12 protein-coding genes are annotated in these 16,618 nt (G+C 74.4%); 6 read left to right on the top strand and 6 right to left on the bottom strand.

The features are described from left to right. The first annotated feature begins 15 nt into the window (after positions 1 to 15). Genes WME83_RS35450 through WME83_RS35435 form a run of 4 tightly spaced genes read left to right on the top strand, consistent with a single transcriptional unit; the run spans position 16 to position 4,242 of the window. Entirely contained in the window at positions 16 to 1,800 is a 1,785-nt protein-coding gene (locus tag WME83_RS35450) for an OmpA family protein (RefSeq protein WP_437314128.1), read from the top strand. A 3-nt stretch (positions 1,801 to 1,803) separates the two neighbouring features. Continuing rightward, entirely contained in the window at positions 1,804 to 2,325 is a 522-nt protein-coding gene (locus WME83_RS35445; RefSeq protein WP_437314127.1) for a Rab family GTPase, read from the top strand. Continuing rightward, positions 2,325 to 3,470 carry a sensor histidine kinase gene (locus WME83_RS35440; RefSeq protein ID WP_437314126.1) on the top strand — a complete coding sequence of 382 codons (1,146 nt, stop codon included), beginning with the start codon at positions 2,325 to 2,327 and terminating at the stop codon, positions 3,468 to 3,470. The genes WME83_RS35445 and WME83_RS35440 overlap by 1 nt, the downstream gene beginning before the upstream one ends. Positions 3,471 to 3,483: 13 nt before the next feature. Next, on the top strand, positions 3,484 to 4,242 hold the full coding sequence (locus WME83_RS35435) for a response regulator (RefSeq protein ID WP_437314125.1): 759 nt from the start codon (positions 3,484 to 3,486) through the stop codon (positions 4,240 to 4,242). 116 nt (positions 4,243 to 4,358) lie between these two features. Here the strand turns inward: WME83_RS35435 and WME83_RS35430 are convergent, their stop codons facing one another. Next, positions 4,359 to 5,693 carry a hypothetical protein gene (locus WME83_RS35430; RefSeq protein WP_437314124.1) on the bottom strand — a complete coding sequence of 445 codons (1,335 nt, stop codon included), beginning with the start codon at positions 5,691 to 5,693 and terminating at the stop codon, positions 4,359 to 4,361. A 1,170-nt stretch (positions 5,694 to 6,863) separates the two neighbouring features. On the opposite strand from WME83_RS35430, the gene WME83_RS35425 reads away from it, so the two are divergent. After that, entirely contained in the window at positions 6,864 to 7,250 is a 387-nt protein-coding gene (locus WME83_RS35425; RefSeq protein WP_437314123.1) for a hypothetical protein, read from the top strand. A gap of 37 nt (positions 7,251 to 7,287) precedes the next feature. Here WME83_RS35425 and WME83_RS35420 read toward each other — a convergent pair whose 3' ends face one another. From WME83_RS35420 to WME83_RS35400, 5 genes are all read right to left on the bottom strand, one after another. Beyond that, positions 7,288 to 8,022 (bottom strand): high-affinity nickel-transport family protein, encoded by a 735-nt coding sequence (locus WME83_RS35420; protein ID WP_437314122.1) that lies wholly within the window; start codon positions 8,020 to 8,022, stop codon positions 7,288 to 7,290. 395 nt (positions 8,023 to 8,417) lie between these two features. Next, positions 8,418 to 8,660, bottom strand: a complete 243-nt coding sequence (locus tag WME83_RS35415) for a hypothetical protein (RefSeq protein WP_437314121.1) — start codon at positions 8,658 to 8,660, stop codon at positions 8,418 to 8,420. 156 nt (positions 8,661 to 8,816) lie between these two features. Further along, a complete protein-coding gene (locus WME83_RS35410) occupies positions 8,817 to 11,519 on the bottom strand; it encodes a vWA domain-containing protein (RefSeq protein ID WP_437314120.1) in 2,703 nt (900 codons plus the stop codon). 231 nt (positions 11,520 to 11,750) lie between these two features. Continuing rightward, the gene (locus tag WME83_RS35405; RefSeq protein ID WP_437314119.1) at positions 11,751 to 14,132 is read right to left on the bottom strand and encodes a protein kinase domain-containing protein; all 2,382 of its coding nucleotides are present in this window, start codon (positions 14,130 to 14,132) and stop codon (positions 11,751 to 11,753) included. Between the two features lie 532 nt (positions 14,133 to 14,664). Continuing rightward, a complete protein-coding gene (locus WME83_RS35400; RefSeq protein WP_437314118.1) occupies positions 14,665 to 15,570 on the bottom strand; it encodes a hypothetical protein in 906 nt (301 codons plus the stop codon). 384 nt (positions 15,571 to 15,954) lie between these two features. Here WME83_RS35400 and WME83_RS35395 point away from each other — a divergent pair, with 384 nt between their 5' ends. Continuing rightward, positions 15,955 to 16,464, top strand: coding sequence for a DUF6194 family protein (locus WME83_RS35395; protein ID WP_437314117.1), 510 nt, complete (start codon positions 15,955 to 15,957; stop codon positions 16,462 to 16,464). The last annotated feature ends 154 nt before the right edge of the window (positions 16,465 to 16,618 follow it).

Genomic DNA, 16,618 nt, shown 5'->3' with positions numbered 1-16,618 from the left:
GGCCGGAGACGAACGATGGGACAGCCGAGAGCGCGTCGCGGGCCGCCCCCGCCGGTCAACAAGACGCTCGAAGACCTCCGCCCCCTGCTCGTGGGCCCCGAGCAGCGCCGGATCCGGCGGCTCGAGGAGCGGCTGGACCAGTCGATGCCCGAGATGGTCGCCGGGGTGCTGCCCGAGGCGGTGGTCGAGAGCCGCAAGAAGGGCGAGGCGCTCTCGTGGGCGCTGGATCCGCTCATCACCAGCGCGATCCACGAGCGCGTGCGCCGGGACCCGGGGGCGTTCGCGGACGCGATCTCCCCCGCCATGGGGCCGGCCATCCGCAAGGCCGTGGCCTGCGCCCTCCGGGGGATGATCCAGCGCCTCAACGAGGCGCTCGCCCTCAGCCTCTCCTGGGAGAGCCTGCGCTGGCGCCTGGAGGCGCGGCGCACCGGGCGCCCCTTCGCGGAGGTGGTGCTGCTCCGCGCGATGATCTACCGGACCGAGCAGCTCTTCCTGGTCCACCGCGGGACGGGGATCGTCCTCGAGCACGTGAGCGCCGAGGACATCCCCTACCGGGATCCCGATCAGGTCTCCGCGATGCTCACCGCCATCGACGCGTTCGCCCACGACGCGTTCCGGACCGACGCGCGGCTCCAGCGCTTCTGCGTGGGCGATCTCACCGGGTGGGTCGAGCACGGGCCGTCGGCCCTCCTCGTGGCCATCGTGCGCGGCGTGGCGCCGCACGCGTACGGGACCGCCCTGAGCGAGACGCTCGAGCGCGTGCACCTGACGTACGGGGACGAGCTCGCCGGCTTCCGCGGCGATCGGACGCCGTTCTCCGGCACCCGCGAGCTGCTCTCGAGCTGCCTCCACCAGCAGCGCAAGCCGATCCCGCGCCGGAGCCGGGCCGTGCTCGCGGCGGCCGCCGTGCTCGTCGCGATCGCCGCGACCGCCCTCGCCTTTCGGATGCGCGCCTCGTGGGAGGAGCAGCGCCGCTTCGCCGGATGGGCCGAGGCGCTGCGGGGCGAGCCCGGCCTGCTCGTGACCGCGGCGGAGCGGCGCGCGGGCGGGGTCGTGTTCACCGGCCTGCGCGATCCGCTCGCCGAGGACCCGCGGGCGGTGATCGCGCGCGCCGGCCCCGCGCTCACGCCGGTCACGCTGCGCTTCGAGCCGTTCTATTCGCTCCACCCGCAGATCGTCGAGCGCCGGGCGGCGCGGGCGCTGGAGCCGCCGCCGGGGGTCGCCCTCTCGCTGCGCGGCGGCGTCGTCGTGGCCAGCGGGGTCGCGCCCGAGCGCTGGATCGAGCGCGCGCGCTGGGCGGCGGCGGTGCTGCCGGGCGTCTCGGGGTTCGACGGCGCGCGCCTCACGGCCGAGGAGGCGATCGAGCGGGCGCGCGCCGCGGCGCGGTCGCTCGAGGGGATCGAGCTCCTCTTCCGCCGCGGCGCCGCCCGGCTCGCCGCCGAGCAGCGCGCGCGCGTCTCCGAGGCCGCGGCCGCGGCCGCGCGGGAGCTCGCGCTCGCGCGCGAGGCCGGCATGACCGCCGAGATCCGCGTGGTCGGCTACGCGGATCCGGTCGGATCGGAGGCGTCGAACCGGGCGCTCAGCCTGGCCCGCGCGGAGCACGTCGCGGCCGAGCTCATCGCGCGCGGCGTCCCGGCCGAGCGGCTGCGGGCGAGCGGCGGCGGCCTGCGCCGCGACCTCGCGCCCGCGCCGTGCCCCGGCGGCGCGGCGCGGGCCGGGTGCGTCGTCGGCGGCGCGGAAGAGCGGCGCGCGCGCAGCGTGATCTTCCTTGTGGACCTGCGCCCATCGATCAAGGAATGAGCCATGGGGGAGAAACGCAAGGTCTGCGTGCTGGGCGCCACGGGGGTCGGCAAGACAAGCCTCGTCGCCCGCTTCGTGCGCAGCATCTTCTCCGAGGCTTACCGGACGACCATCGGCGTGACGATCGAGACGCGGCGCGTGAGGTGCGATGATCGCGAGCTCGATCTCATCCTCTGGGATCTGAGCGGAGAGGACGAGTTCCAGGACGTCCAGATATCGTATGTGCGCGGCTCCGCGGGCTTGCTCCTCGTCATCGACGGCACGCGGCGCCTCACCGTGGAGACGGGGCTCCGCCTCCACGCCGCCGCGCGCGCGATCGCCGGGGACCTCCCGTCGGTCGCCGTCCTGAACAAGGCCGATCTCACGGCCGCGTGGGAGATCGACGAGGCCGCCGAGGCCAGGCTGCGGAGGGCGGGCCTCTGGGTCGCGAGGACGAGCGCCAAGACCGGCGCCGGGGTCGAGGGCGCGTTCAGCGCGCTCGCGCGCGCGATGCTGGCGAGGGAGGCGCCCGTGTGGCGGGGCTGATGGACGTGGACACCCGGATCCTCTCGGCGCTGGACAAGCTCGTGCTCGAGCGCGTGCACGACGGCGCCTTCGTCGTCCGCGGCGAGCCGCCGCCCTGGTTCCTGCGGCTCGGGATCGCGCCGCCGTGGCGCGATACGCCGCTCCGGATCGACCGCGCGCTGCCGTTCCTGGAGGTATTCCTCCCCGAGGCGGAGCGGGCCTGGTCCGCGGACGGCGCGCCGAGCGTGCAATCCGACGGCTGGACGCAGATGACCGAGGACGACGAGGCGCTGCACCTCGAGGCCACGGCGCTCTGCGTGGGCCCGTCGCGGCTGCTCGTGATCACCCGGAACGACGCGCTGTTCCACGAGCGCAGCCGCGTCCTCCAGCGGGCGCGGGAGCTGCGCCTCGTGCACGAGGCGCTGTCGCGCGAGATCGAGCGGAAGGACGTCCTCATCCATTGCATCGTCCACGACCTCTCCGGCCCGCTGAACAGCCTCCTCGGTGCCCTGTCGCTGCTGCAAGAGCAGCCGCTCCCGGAGAGGTGCGGCGCGCTCGCCGAGGTCGCGCTGAAGGCCGCCCTGCGGCAGCGCGAGCTCATCCGGGAGATCCTCGACACCTTCGCCGCCGAGGGGGCCGCGCTCGACGTCCCCGGCGGCGATCTCGCCGAGGTGGCGGACCTGCGCGGCGCCGTCGCGCAGGTCGTCGAGGCGCTGCTGCCGATGGCGTGCAGCCGCGGCGTTCGCCTGGAGGGGCCTCCGGAGACCGGCGGGGGACCGCCGTGTCGCGTCGTCGGGGAGGAGCGCCGGCTTGCGCGCGTGGTCTCCAACCTCGTCGAGAACGCGCTCCGCTTCACGCCGGCGCGCGGGGCGGTGCGGGTCCTCGTGCGCGACGAGCCCGGGTGGGCGCGCGTGACGGTCGAGGACGAGGGGCCGGGCGTCTCGCCCGCCATCGCGCCGCACCTGTTCCAGAAATTCGCGCACGGCCGCGATCCGGAGGCGGGCAGCGGCCTCGGGCTCTACGGCGCGCGGATCGCGGCGGAGCGGTGGGGCGGGGCGATCGGGTACGAGGCGCGGCCGGAAGGAGGGGCGAGGTTCTGGCTCCGGCTGCGGCGCGTCGGCGCGCCGGGCGAGGCGAGGGGCACAGGGGCACAGGGAGCGACGTAAAGGGAGTGATGCCATGGCCAAGCTCATGCTGGTCGACGATGACTCGGGGACGCTCGCGTGGATGGCCGAGGCGCTGGAGGGCGCGGCCTACGACGTCCGGACGGTGCGCGGCGGGAGCGCGGCGCTGGAGCTCCTCCGCTCCTGGACGCCGGACCTCATCCTCGCCGACTTCCTGATGCCCGAGATGGATGGCTTCGCCTTCAACCGGCTCGTGCAGTCGCGCGAGCGGGTGCCCGTGATGCTCGTCTCCGTCGTGAACAAGCCGGCGGAGGCGATCCTGCGGGGGGTCGCCGGCTACGTGCGGAAGCCCGTCACCGCGGCGGAGCTCCGCGCCGCGGTCGAGCGCGTGCTCGGCGCCGTCGAGGGGGTCACCCTCCTCGTCGTGGACGACGACGCGGACATCCGGGCGTGCTACCGGCTGATCCTCGAGCCGCGCTTCACCGTGATCGAGGCCGAGAACGGGCGCGCCGCGCTCGAGCTGCTCTCGCGCGAGCCCGTGGCGCTGGCGATCGTCGACGTGCACATGCCCGTCATGAACGGGGTGGAGCTCATCCGCGCGATGCGCGAGGACGCGAGGTTCTGCACGATCCCGGTCGTGGTGCAGACGAGCGACCGGGCGGCGGCGCGCGCGCCCGTGTGGACCGACCTGCACGTGGCGCAGACCATCTTGAAGGACGAGTTCCTGGACTGGCTCATGACCCAGATCGACGCGCACCTCGCGCCGGCGCCGCCGCGCGAGGCCGAGCGCGCGTGGCCGGCCGTGAGCCGCTAGACGTCGGTGGCGCCGGACGACCCGAAGCTCACGCAGGCGATAGACAGAGCGCTCGGCGGCTGAGCGTCGGCATCACCCGCGCATCCTTTCAGCACCGGCCCTCGATGCTCGCGGCGTCACGGCGAAAGCGCCGTGACGAAGATGTCGGTGCGGGCACCGCTCGACAGCGGGCCGACGCCGAAATCGAGCAGGCCGTGGAAGGTGCCGGCGAGGACGAGCCCGTCCCCGCCGGGGCGCAGGGCGACACCCCCGGCGTTGGCGCTGCCCTCGGCACGCCGCGTCCAGAGCACCTCGCCCTGCGGGCTCAGCTTGGTGACGAGGATCGCCGACCCGCTCGCCCCCGCGACGAGGGCGTTGCCCGCAGCGTCCGCCGCGACATGGCCCGTGCCGGCGAGGCGGCGGACCCAGCGCACCGCGCCGCCGGGATCGAACCTCGTCACGAAGCCTTCGTCCTCGCTCCCCGGCGCGGAGGGGACGCCGAAGTCCACGTTCCCACCGCCCGTGAGCAGGATATCGCCCCGTGCGTCCACGGCGACGCCGTCGGGCCAGATCGAACCGACGTCGCGCGTGGGATTGAGTCGGTTCCGCCACACGGTGGCGCCGCTCCTGTCGAGCTTCGTCAGGTAGAGCCGGCGCCCTGTGCCGTACGCCTCGGCCACCACCGTGTTCTGGTCGCGGTCGACCGCGACGCTCGAAGGGAAGCTGTCGCCCGAGCGCCCGAAGTTCTTCCCCCAGAGCACCCCCCCGCTCGCGTCCAGCGCGAACGCGAAGCTGCCGTTTCCCCTCAACATCATCCGTCCCATGCCGACGTCGGTGTCGAAAGAGCCCACGATCACGACGCCGCCCTCCGGCGTCGCCGCCGCGCCGCGCGGGATCGCGCCCCCTTCCTCCGACGTGCTCTTCTGGCTCCAGAGGGTAGTGCCGTCCGGACCGAGCTTGAGGAGGAAGAGAGCGTGCGCCCGGTCCTCGGTCGAGAGCGGCCCGGCGCCGAAATCCACGCTGCCGCCGAAGGCCCCCAGCACGAACGTGTTGCCCGCGCTGTCCGCGGCGATGCTCGCGTCCCTCCATCCTGCTCCGGCGAGATGCCGGGCCCAGAGGGGGCTGCCGTCGGGCCCGAGCTTCGCCACGAAGGTCTCCTCCTCCCCGCCGCGGCTCGTGAGCCGCTCGCGGCCGAAGTCCACCGTCCCGCGAAAGGCTCCGCAGAGAAAGACGTTGGCGGCGGCGTCGACGGCGAGGCCGGTCACGCGCGGCGCGCCCTCGCCGAAACCGGAGGGGCCCGCCTCGCTGCCCGGGAAAGAGCGGCTGAAGAGCGGCGTCCCGGGGGGCGTCGCCTCGTCCCGCGCCTCGCTTGCAGAGCGGGCGGCCCAGGCCCGGGTCGCGTCGTCCTCAGGACTGCACGCCTGACTGCCGAGCGCGAGGAGAACCACGGTGTTCAGCGCTATCCTGTTCAATCGCATCCTCTGCTCCCTGCGCCGCGAGACGCACCTTCGCCGGGCGCTGCTGCGGCGACGAGCAAGCCGCGATCCACTCCGCGTGGGCAGGCGCTGCCCGCAGCTCCTCTCGAGCCGCGGAGCCCGGTCCAGAGCGTCTGCAGCGCGGCGCTCGGCCTCGACAGCTCGCGGCGATCTCGGGGAAAGTCGATCGGCGCGCGGGCGTGCGGCTCGTTGCGTCTCACGTCGCGAAACAGCCGCGACTCGACCTCCGCGTCCGTCATCTCCCCGGACAACGTCCCAGGTCAGCCCCTCCTTCTCCGCCCGAGCCAGGTCCCCGCTCACCCAAGAGGCTCAACCACGTTGAGGATTGGCATCCTCTGGGTCCGCACGGCGCCGAGTGCTTCTGTCATGCTCGCGCACGATGATGTCGTCCGTGCATGCCCGGGCAGCAGCCGTTCGACTGCTGCGATCACGATGCGGCGCTGCCAGCGCCCCATCCCAGGACTCGGCGTCGCTCGCGGCCGCGCGCCGGACCAACGCTGAACCAGCGGTCGGTGATCAGCATGGAACTAGAGCGCGCAGAGGAAGGGAGCCTTCCTGAGCCGGCGCAGAAGCACGTGAGCTCCGCCCCGAGCGTCAAATGGTCGCTCGAGCGGATGCGCCGACAAGCTCCGGTGGCACGCTTGGCAAGTCTCTTCATCCCGTTTAGAGTCCGGCGTAGCTCCTGGACTCGAGGGAGGGGATTCCATGCGGAAACACCGCCTGACAGGCTTCACTGCGTCGATCGCCGCGACCGTGCTCGCGATGGCTGCGTGCGGGCGTGTCGACCTTTCCGTGGTCCCTCCTGAGACGGGCACCGCGACGGGCGGCGGCGCTGGCGGGCTCGGAGCGGGCGCCTCGAGTGGACAAGCGGGGCAAACAGCGCAGGGCGGCAACGCTGGCCAGGCTGCAAGCGCAGCCGGCGCCGGTGGCGAAGGCGCGGCGGTCGCGGGGGCGAGCGGCGCAACGTCCGGTCCCTCCGGCGGCGCTGGGGGGATGAGCGCAAGCGGCGGATCGAACGCTGGCGGTGGTGGTGCGGGCGGGGCGGGCGGCGCTGGAGGTGATTCAGGGAGCGGCGGCTCGGGCGGACAACGCGTCGCGGATGGCTTCCACTGCGCCCTCATCGACTGCGCACCGGGCGAGCTATGTATGTTCTGCAACCGTGACTATTTCTGCTCTCCCAATCCCGAGCACGATCCCGACGGGTATGCCGCCGCCACGGCCCATTGCAGCCCGAGCGTCGACGAAGTCCCCGAGGGAACGTACTTGATCGGCGCGTGCGACGGCCCGGAGGATTGCGCGAACGGCGAATACTGCGTGGCCATGCGGAACATGCTCTTGAACCTCCAGTGCTCGCCGGATCCAGGACCGCCGCCCTTCGACTGCTCCTGCCTCGGCTGTTGGGATGAGGGAGACGGGCTGCGCAGCTGCACGCTGTGCCGGTCGGACGCCGACTGCGGCGCCGGCGAGGTCTGCTCCTCAAGGACGGTTGGACTCTGGCGCAACGACGTCCGCGGCTGTAGCCCTGCCGAGTGATCCGGCTGTGACCGTGACCATCCGGCGACGGGCGCCGTCAGCCCGGCGTCCACTGCGGGTTGGCCGTGAACAGCCCGGACCCGATGCTGATGTCGTAGGCGAGGAACAGGCCGAAGCCCACGCTGAGCAGGCCCGCGGCCGCGCCGAGCGCGCGGTGCATCCCGCCGAAGCGCGCGCTCGTGTACGCGAACGGCACCGCCAGCATCCCGGTGATCAGCATCATCCCGGCGATCGTGCCCGCGCCGAACAGCGCGATGTACCCGAGCCCCCACCGCGGATCGTGCACCGTGGTCAGCACGAGCAGCGCGACCGCCGCGGAGCCGGCCACCCCGTGCACCACGCCGATGAGCAGCGGCCGGAGGCTCACATAGAGGCGCGACCCGCCGAACACGCGGTCCGCCCAGCCGACGCCGTGGCGGTGGCCGTCGTGGCGCTCCGCCGCCTGCGCCTGCGGCTCGCCCCGCCGAACCGCCCGGTAGATCCGCACGAGGTGGTACGTGCCGAGGCCGATCAGCATCAGCGCGACCGTGAGCTCCATGGCCAGGCCGACGTGCGGCGGCACCACCAGCCCGAACAGGAGGATGCCGCCGCCGATGAGCATCAGCGTGACGGTGTGGCCCAGCCCCCACATCGCGCCGATCAGCAGCGCCACCCCGAGGCTCCGGACGCGGCTCACGATCGTCGCCACCGCGATCACGTGGTCCGCGTCGGTCGCATGGCGCACGCCGAGGGAGAAGCCGAGGAGCAGCAGCGGAAACGCCGAGGCGATCATGGCCCGCTTCGTAGCACGGACCGCGCTCCCCGTGCCACGGCGGCGTGAGACGCGCTCCCCGCGGCAGCTCGGCCCCGCGCGCCGCGTCCGATCCCGCCGCATCCCGGCCCGCGCGCCGCCCGATCGATCGGCCCTGTCCGGCCGGCAGCGCTTCGCGGGCAGATCCGGTGAAGAATGTCCTCTCGACCGACTCAAGAAAGCAGGCTCGTCGATCGTGTCGCGACGCTGCGGTGACACCCGATCAGCGCAACCTCAAGGCGTGCTCGACGATTCGCAGTCCTCACAACCCTCGTCCCACGGAGCGCCGCTTTCAGCGTGGTTCGAGGAATCCAGACCCCTTGTACGAACGCCCGGTCCACCGGACCACCGACGTCGTCTCCTCCTGTCCCCTCATGTCAGTTGGCGTGGTCTCGGCTCAGCGCGTCGATGGCCTGTTGCATCCAGACCGCGTCCTCTTCGGCTTGCTTGAGGCCGTGCCTCATCTGCTCGCGCAGCACCCCCGTGGTCTCGCGGATGCCCCGCCGAAAGACCTCGGCTGCACGCTCGTGGACGACCTTGAGCCACGGGGCCAGGGCGCGCTTGTCGAGCGGACCGGGAGCGTCCAGGACGGTGATGCAGGCCTCGATGGCCTCGCGCATGGCACGGGATTCGAGCGCGTCGGCGAAGGCGGAGAACTGGAGCAGCGACTCTCGCAGCGCAGCGCGACCGGTCGATGAGACTCTCTCTGTCATGGCCGCGCTCAGCCTACCACCTGGGCGACGCCTCCGCCCGTGCGCGCGCTGCGATTGCGCGCCTCAGTGCAGGTGGGATCGGCCCGCCGTCTCCAGCAACATCGCGAGCACGAGCGGATCGCCGAGGCCGTGCTCTGCGCCCATGTGCGCGCGGAGGCGCGCGAGGCGCGCTGCGTCCTCCAGAAACAGCGGCTCGTCGAGCCGGGCCGCCGCCTCGCGCAGGATGCCCTCGCGCTCGGCGAGCAGCGCGGCCGCGCCGCTCGGGTCGCCTCGCCCGACGCGCGCGGCGGCCTCGGCCAGCGACTCGCCCGCGGCGAAGCCCTGAAGAGTCCGCGTCATCGAGGCGTCGACGGACGCCGCGCTCGCCGCGTCGCTGTCCGCGTAGCGCACATCGACGGGGATCTCCTCGATCACGTTCTTCCTGGAGAGCCGGTCCTTGTACTTGAGCTCGATCGTCGCCAGCGTGCGCTTCCCGGTGCCGGGCTCGGCGCTCAGCTTGAGCAGGAGGGCGTGGCGGTCATCGCGGGCGAACATCGGCATGAAGAAGCGCAGGCCGCCCTCGGCGTCGTCGCGCCGGTCGACCGCGATCCGGTCCCGCGACAGGGCGGCGAGGTCGGCCGCGATCTCCTGGGCGCGGACGCGGGAGGCCTCGGCGTCGTTCAGCCGGCGCGAGCCGTAGACGCGGAGCAGGTCGACGCCGCGCTTCAGGCGCACGCGCACCTCGACCGCGGTCGCCACCGGGTCGAGGCGCTTGTCGAGCTCGGTCGAGAGCGCGGGCGCGATCTGCTCGGGGTGCCGCAGGTAGTAGTAGCCGCCCGCCCCGTCGCTCGCGATCGCGCTCATGAGCTGGCCGTCGTAGTCGTCGCCGAGCCCGAGCGCGCTCGTCTGGACGCCGAGCTGGAACGCGTCGAGGGCGAGCCGCGCGAGCCGCTCGCCGTGCGTGATGCCGCTGGTCGCGCGGCCGTCGGAGACGAGCAGCACCACGCGCACGGCGTCCTCGGGGATGCCGGGCCGGTTCGCCTGCGCGTAGCCCAGCGCGAGCCCCGCGCCGATGTTCGTGCCGCCGCCCTCGCGGATCCCGTCGATGACGTGGCGGATCGCCTCGCGGCGCGGGCCGACCGGGCCGTCCGGGATCAGCACCTCGGCGTCGCTCGAGAAGGTGGTGAGCGAGAAGTCGTCGGTGGGCGCGAGGCGGTCGACGAGCGCCTGCGCCGCGCGGCGGGCGCTCTCGATCGGCGCGCCGGCCATCGAGCCGCTCGTGTCGAGGACGAGGTGCACCGAGAGGTGCGGCCGCGCCGCCGCGGCCGCGGCGGAGGAGCGGAGCGCGAGGCGCAGGTGGACGGCGCCGCCGCCCGGCGCGAGCGCGGCGCGCTCCAGGTCGGTGCGGAGGCCGAGCGCCTTGCCGGGGCCGAGCGGGACCTCCGGGGCGTAGCGGGCGCCGACGTCGCTGACGAGCTCGCGCTCCGCCTCGGGCACGACGCCGCGCGCGAGGGCGGCCTCGAAGGCGGCGAGGTGGCCGCCCCCGGGCCGGTACGTGGTGGCGAAGCGGCCGTTCGGATCGAGGGGGACGTCGGCCTCCGGGGCGTACGCGGCGGCGCCCGGCGGCGCGGCGCCGGCGCGCCCCTGACCGCTGCCGAACCCCTGGCCCGACCCGGCGCCCGCGCCGTGCCCGATCGTCCCGATCCCGCTCAAGCCGAGCCCCGACCCGGCGCCGCCGCCATCGTCGCCCAGGCCGTCGAGGGGGAGGCCGGCGCCGCCCGCGCCCGCGGGCGCGATGGGCTGGCCCCAGAGCTGGCCCCGGGCGCTCGGCGGCGCGCTCGGCTCGCCGCCGGCCCCGGCGTTGAGCAGGCCGATCATCCCGAACTCGGCGGCGTCGCGCAGCGCCTCCCGCGGCGTCGCGTGCGGCGCTGGGCCGTCGCTCGGGCCGGCCACCCCCCACCGGTTTCCGGTCGCCATCGCGCGCGCGGGCGAGCCGCCCATCGATCCCTCCTCGCCCTTCGCCCTCGCCCCCGTCCCGCCCTCCTTCGCGTCCCCGTTCGGCTCGCCCTCCTGCTCGATCGCCGCGCGCAGCTCGCGCGCGTCGGCGGAGGCGAGGTACTGCTGCACGAGCGCGATCCGGTCCGCGCTCATGCCGGAGGACGGGTCTTCGGGGGGCGGCGCCCACCGCGCGAGCGCGCCGAGGAGGCCGAGGTGCAGGGCCGCGGAGGCGGCGTGGAGGGCGAGGCTCTTCCGGCTCACGAGCGACCGGCGCGCGCGCTCGCCCGCGGCGGCATCGGTGGCGACCTGGATCCGCACGCCCGCGATCTCGACGTCCACGCGGGCGTGCGCGGGGAGGGGCACGAGCACCGCGCCGGGGAGGTCCGGCCGCGTCGCGCCGGCGTGCCGCGCCCGCGCGGCGGCGGCGGACAGGGGCGCGCCGTCCACGGTGAGCGTGCCGGTCGCGGCGCCGAGCAGGACGAAGCGGACGCGCCCCGCGGGGTCGACGTCGAGGAGGGGCGCGCGCCGCGCGCCGAGCACGCGCGCGGGGAGGAAGAGATCGCACGGGCGTCCGTCGGCGCGCCCCTCGCCGACGTCGAAGGCGCGGGGCGGCGCGAGGTGCTGGACGAAGAGGACGGTCGTGCCCCACGAGACGAGGATCTCCACGGAGCGCACCGCGGTCTCCGCGGCCTCGCCGGGGCTCGCCGCGTTCGGTGGCTCCGCCGCCGTGGGGCTCGCGTGGGGGTTGGCGGCGCCGTCCGCGGCGTCCGATGGGTTCGCGCTGGGCATGGATCTCCCCTGTGCGCCGCGCGGAGCGGCGCGCTCATGTCGTCAGAAATCCGGCAGCAGGCGCGCGGATCCGCGCCCTCCGGGCGACGCGCTCGGCCGCTCCGGCCGGCGGTCCGTCGTGCCAGCGACTGACAGCGGCGCCGCGGGGAGGTTCCGGCGGGGGACGGGCGTCGCTCGGCGGGAGCGCGCCGCGCGCGTCGCGGGCCTGCTGCGGCGCGGGCCGCCGGCCGATCAGCTCCAGCCCACCTGCAGCACGCACGCCCCCGCGCTGCCGCCCCCGCAGCGCAGCTCGAGGAGGCGCGTGGTCCGCCCCGACGTCGCGAGCAGCGCGCGCAGGAAGCCGCTCACGTAGCGGCACATCACCGGCGCGAGCCCCTCGGGGAGCCAGACGTCGACCTTCGCGCTGTGGGTCGAGGTGCGCTCGAACTGGACGCGACCCCACGCGTGGAACCGCCGGAGCAGCGGCCCGGCCACCTCCAGCAGCGCCTCCGGGGCGCGCGCGACCTGGAGCCTGCGCAGCATCTCGGGGAGCGCCGCGCTCGCGAGCGCGCCGCCGACGGCCTCCACGCTCCCGGGGGCCTCGCCGCCGAGCGCGCGCAGGTACGCGACGAGCGGCGCCACCGGGTAGAGCGCCGTGTCGTCGGTCGCCGCGGCGATCGCCGCGCGGTCCGCCGGATCGAGGCTGCCCCACGCGCGCGCCTCGACCCCGTCGCCGAGCCGCCGCGCCGCCGCTTCCCGGCAGAGCCGGAAGGCCAGGCCGCGGCTCTGCGGCGCGCCGTCGTGCGGCGCCGGGACCTCCGCCGGCGCGCGCTCCCCGGGGCTCGCGACGAGCGCGGCCGCGAGCGCGTCGGCGAAGGCGACCGGCGAGGCGAGGCGCCGGGACGGCTCCGGATCGAGCGCCCGCGCGAAGAGGGCGTCGACGCTCGGGGGGAGCCCCGGCCGCGCGCTCGAGGCGGGCGTGATCTCCCCGCGCTGCTGCATGGCGACGATGCCGTGCGCGCTCGCGGCCTCGAAGGGGGCCCTGCCCGTCAGCATGGCGTAGGTGACCGCCGCGAGGGCGTAGGTGTCGAGCGCCGGCTGCGGATCGGCGGCCTCGGGGATGAGCTGCTCCGGGGCCGCGTAGCCGCGCGTCCCGCCGACGAGGTGGGGCCGCCTGCTCCCGAGGCGCAGCCCGAGCCCGAAGTCGATGAGCACCGCCCGCTCGATCCGCGTGTCGAGCAGGATGTTCCCCGGCTTCACGTCCGCGTGGACGTACCCCTCGGCGTGCATGCTCGCGAGCGCGCCCGCGATCTGGCGGACGACGGAGAGGACCTGGGGGAGGGGCATGAGCCCGCCCTGGGGCGCGCGGTCGACGATGTGGCGGTGGATCGTCTCGCCCTCGACGTACTCCAGGATGAGGTACATGCGCGCGCCGTCGAGCCTCCCCCAGCCGTACAGCTGGACGATGCTCGGGTGCCTGAGCCGCGCGAGCGCCTCGGCCTCGCGGAGCAGCGCGCCGTCGTCCGGCTCGGTCAGCACCTTGAGCGCGACGAGCTGGCCGAGGAGCTTGTCGCGCGCGAGGTAGACCTGCGACTGCCCGCCCTCGCCCAGGATCGCGGTGATCCAGTACTTGTCGTCCACGAGATCGCCGGGGGCGAGCCGCGCGGGGGCGTGGCCCCGGGCGGGCGGCTCGGGCGGCGCGGTGCTCTCGGTCGTCGGCAGCGACGTCGCCCGGTCGCCCGACTCGGTCACCTGGGGAGGGAGGCCGGAGCGCCGCGCGAGCTGCTCGCTCACCAGCCTGGCCGCGAGCTGGAGGGTCGCGATGCTCCCCGCGTCGAACTTCCGGGGCTCGCCGGACACCGCGCACACGCTCCCGACGGCACCGACGCCCTCGAGCACGACGGGGAACCCCGCGTACGCGCGGATCATGTTCATGGCCACGAGCGGGTTGTCGGCGAGCGCGGGGTGCTCGCGCGCGTCCTCGACGATGAGCGGGGCGTTGTCGCGCGCGACGTGCTCGCAGAACGACCACGAGCGCAGGGTCCCGCCGGCGAGGGTCAGGTCGCGGGGGAGGCCGGTCGCGCCGAGGAAGATCTGCCGCGACGAGTCGATGACCGTGACCACGCTGGCCGGCGTGCCCACGCCGCGCGCGACGAGCTCGGCGACGACGACGAGCTCGGGGTCGGGGGTCGTGCTGCGCAGGCCGCGCCGCGCGAGCTCGGCGTCGCGCGCGGGATCGTCGAGCGGATCGGCGGCGGCGCTCTGCGCCCCGCGCGACCGGGTGGGCGCGTCGCTCGCCGGCGGGAGCAGCGCCTCGAGGAGCGCCTCCGCGGTGGCCGGTTTGTGGACGACGGCCGCGACCTGCTCGTACCGGCGGATCCGGTCGAGGAAGGCGCGGAACCGGGAGGTGACGATGAGCCGCGCGGGCGGCGGCGTCGGATCGGCCGCGCGGACCCAGCCCTCGCCGGCGGCGCGGTCGAGGTCCGCGACGATGGCGTCGGCGGCGGCGCAGTCCTCGGGGGCAGGGCGCGCGCCGGGAGGCATGCAGACGGACCAGCCGGCGCCCCGCAGCACCTCGGCCATGTAGTCGCGCTCCGTGGCGATGGGCTCCAGCAGCAGGACATTGCGCGCCATGCGCTCGTCAGCGTACCTCGCCGGGGCGGAGCGAGGCGCGGAGCATCGGTGCCGGCGCGGTCGCGGCAGGCGAGCGCGTGGGTGGCGGCGGTGGCGGGCGAGCCGGGGGGCGAGCGATCGCGGCGGCCGGTCGTCTCCGGACGATCCCAGCGGTCTTCCGCGGACGTGGGAGGGGGTGTCCCTTCTGCCCGAGGCGGAGAGCATGTTCGCTGGCGTGCCAGAGGATTCACCCGGGGAGGAGGGGAGTCGCCCGCGCGTCCCCGCCGCCATTGCCACGCAACCGAGGAGCGTCGTGCGGCGGAGTCTCGTCGCAAAGCGATCGCCGGCAGGGCGCGTGGGTGAGCCGGCGGGCGCTCGGGGGGCTTGCGCGCCTGACGGGCAGCCCATGTGCGGTAGAGACGAGCGAGAGGGCTCTTTGCCGCGAGGCCTCCGGCTCCCTCGCTCCGGCATGCGGCCCGGCCAACGCCCTGGCGAACCTCAGCGGGCGAAGCCCGTCGGATTCGTCGCCCCGGCGGGCCGCGTCCGTCACCCGTCAGGAGAGCACTTCGGCGGCGGTCTTGGCCCCGAGGACGTTGTCGAGCCAGCGGTCGAGGGTCGCGATGTCCGCGCATGCCTGGATGCGCGCGCTCTCGTTCTCGGTGAGCACGATCCCCGCACGCGCGAGCAGCCGCAACAGCGTATCCCTCTTGCCCTTGAGCTCGCCTTCACGCATGCCCTTGAGCTCGCCCTCGAGCTTGCCGCGATCGATGAGCTTCTGCACGAACGGGGGAAACGTCGCCTCGCCTTCGATCTGCCGTTCCATGACCAACGCCTCCAGAGCCTGCCGCATCGGCTCACGCAACGCGTTCCAGATGAGCTGAAAGTAGACCATCGCGTGCTCCTGGTCGAGCCGGCCAAGGGCAACGAGCGCCGTCAGGACCACGGCGAGCCCGTTCGGCCCGTTGCCGTGCGCCACCGCCGAGAGCACGGCGAGCTCCGTCTCCGCCTCCGCGTCGACAGGATCGGTGATCTCGGGGACGACGGCCGGGCCGAGCACCAGCGGTGCGACGTGGCCGAGGCCCAGGCCGAGGTCGATGCTCTCCGCCGCCCAGGCAGCCACGCCGGCGTCCGGCGCGACTACGAGCACGACCGTGCGACAGCGCTTCTTGGCGCGCACGACCGTGACGTACGTCGGCCACGAGAACTTCTTGTTCGGATCCATGTCGCGCTGGACCTCGATCACGATCGCCAGCACGAGCGTGCCGCTCGCGTCTCGAAGCTCAAGCACCAGGTCAGCGCGGAACTCCACGGGGATGAGCTGGTCGAGCGACGACTCGACCACCGCAGCGGAGACGTGCGGCGGCACCTCGACGTGAAAGAGCGTCGCGAGCAAGCGAGGCGCGAGCGCCGGCTGGTCACGGAACATCTCGACGAGGGCGTTGTGCTCAAGCGTCGGCATGACGCTCGGCCTCGAGCACACCCCATGCCGGCCCGAAACGACGGGAAAACCCGAGGACAGGGCCAGCTCAGGGGTGGCGGCGCCATGGCGGAGGGGGCGGCGACCACGCCCCGCGCCACGGCACGACGGCCCAACGCATTGCCGCTGTGCTGCGGGTCGCGCCGCCCCGCACAGCGCGGCGGCGCGGCGGGGAGCTCACCGATCAGCGAGGACACCACGGCAGCTCCGTCGCTCGCCCCCCTACCGCGTGCGCGTCGTCCCGGATAAGCTGCCGGCCGTGCCGCGGAGCACCGGGCGCCGACGTCAAGCCGCCGCGCGCGAGCCGCCGTCGGGCCTCGGCGGATCTCCGAGGCATCAGGACCAGACACGCTGGAGGGAGCACCCATGGACGAAGTTGCCATCGCCCGATACATCGCCGACACGTTCGCTGGCGTCGACGTCGAGCGCCCGGAGGCCGGCGGCAGCGCCCCGGAGCTCGCGTGGGGCGATACGTTCTTCATCTACGATCCCGGGCGCAACCTCGAGCCCAAGCACAGGTTTCCGTTTGCGACCATCGTCACCAAGGACTACGGCGACTTCGACCGCGCCTCGAACCTGGATCGCCCGGGCGTGTTCCGCCTGAACATCGGGGTCGGCAAGGACACATACCGTGCGTTGTTTGGCGCCCCGCCGCCCTCTCCCGGTCAGGCGGGCGCAGAAAGCCTCGCGAACGCTGGCCATGACTTCACGGCCCTCGACCGGATCATGCCTCACCCTGTCTATGCGCCGCAGTCCTGGGTCTGCGTGCTCAACCCGAGCGACGCGACGTTCGAGGCGGTGCGGCCGTTGCTCGCCGACGCGTACGAGCTGGCCGTCAGGAGGCGCGCCAGATCCCGGGCCGCGGAGGAGCCCTGACCAGGCGCTGGACCCGATCGTGGCCGTCCTTCCGGTTTCGCGACGCACAGCATCGTCCGAGGAGCGCGGGCGACGCCGGCGGATGAGCCCGGCCGCCGGGCGGACAGGCTCGTCGCCCAGATCGCGGGACCAGATCGCGGGACCCCCCCGACAC

This window comes from Sorangium sp. So ce385, assembly GCF_051474135.1.
GTDB lineage: Bacteria > Myxococcota_A > Polyangia > Polyangiales > Polyangiaceae > Sorangium > Sorangium cellulosum_D.
The sequence above is the reverse complement of the archived record's forward strand: the minus strand, read 5'-3'. Positions and strand labels throughout refer to the sequence as shown.

Excerpts from the sequence above, each read along its gene's own strand:
- WME83_RS35450 (WP_437314128.1), top strand. The coding sequence starts at position 16 with ATGGGACAGCCGAGAGCGCGTCGCGGGCCGCCCCCGCCGGTCAACAAG.
- WME83_RS35445 (WP_437314127.1), top strand. The coding sequence starts at position 1,804 with ATGGGGGAGAAACGCAAGGTCTGCGTGCTGGGCGCCACGGGGGTCGGC.
- WME83_RS35440 (WP_437314126.1), top strand. The coding sequence starts at position 2,325 with ATGGACGTGGACACCCGGATCCTCTCGGCGCTGGACAAGCTCGTGCTC.
- WME83_RS35435 (WP_437314125.1), top strand. The coding sequence starts at position 3,484 with ATGGCCAAGCTCATGCTGGTCGACGATGACTCGGGGACGCTCGCGTGG.
- WME83_RS35425 (WP_437314123.1), top strand. The coding sequence starts at position 6,864 with ATGTTCTGCAACCGTGACTATTTCTGCTCTCCCAATCCCGAGCACGAT.
- WME83_RS35420 (WP_437314122.1), bottom strand. The coding sequence starts at position 8,022 with ATGATCGCCTCGGCGTTTCCGCTGCTGCTCCTCGGCTTCTCCCTCGGC.
- WME83_RS35415 (WP_437314121.1), bottom strand. The coding sequence starts at position 8,660 with ATGCGCGAGGCCATCGAGGCCTGCATCACCGTCCTGGACGCTCCCGGT.
- WME83_RS35410 (WP_437314120.1), bottom strand. The coding sequence starts at position 11,519 with ATGCCCAGCGCGAACCCATCGGACGCCGCGGACGGCGCCGCCAACCCC.
- WME83_RS35405 (WP_437314119.1), bottom strand. The coding sequence starts at position 14,132 with ATGGCGCGCAATGTCCTGCTGCTGGAGCCCATCGCCACGGAGCGCGAC.
- WME83_RS35400 (WP_437314118.1), bottom strand. The coding sequence starts at position 15,570 with ATGCCGACGCTTGAGCACAACGCCCTCGTCGAGATGTTCCGTGACCAG.
- WME83_RS35395 (WP_437314117.1), top strand. The coding sequence starts at position 15,955 with ATGGACGAAGTTGCCATCGCCCGATACATCGCCGACACGTTCGCTGGC.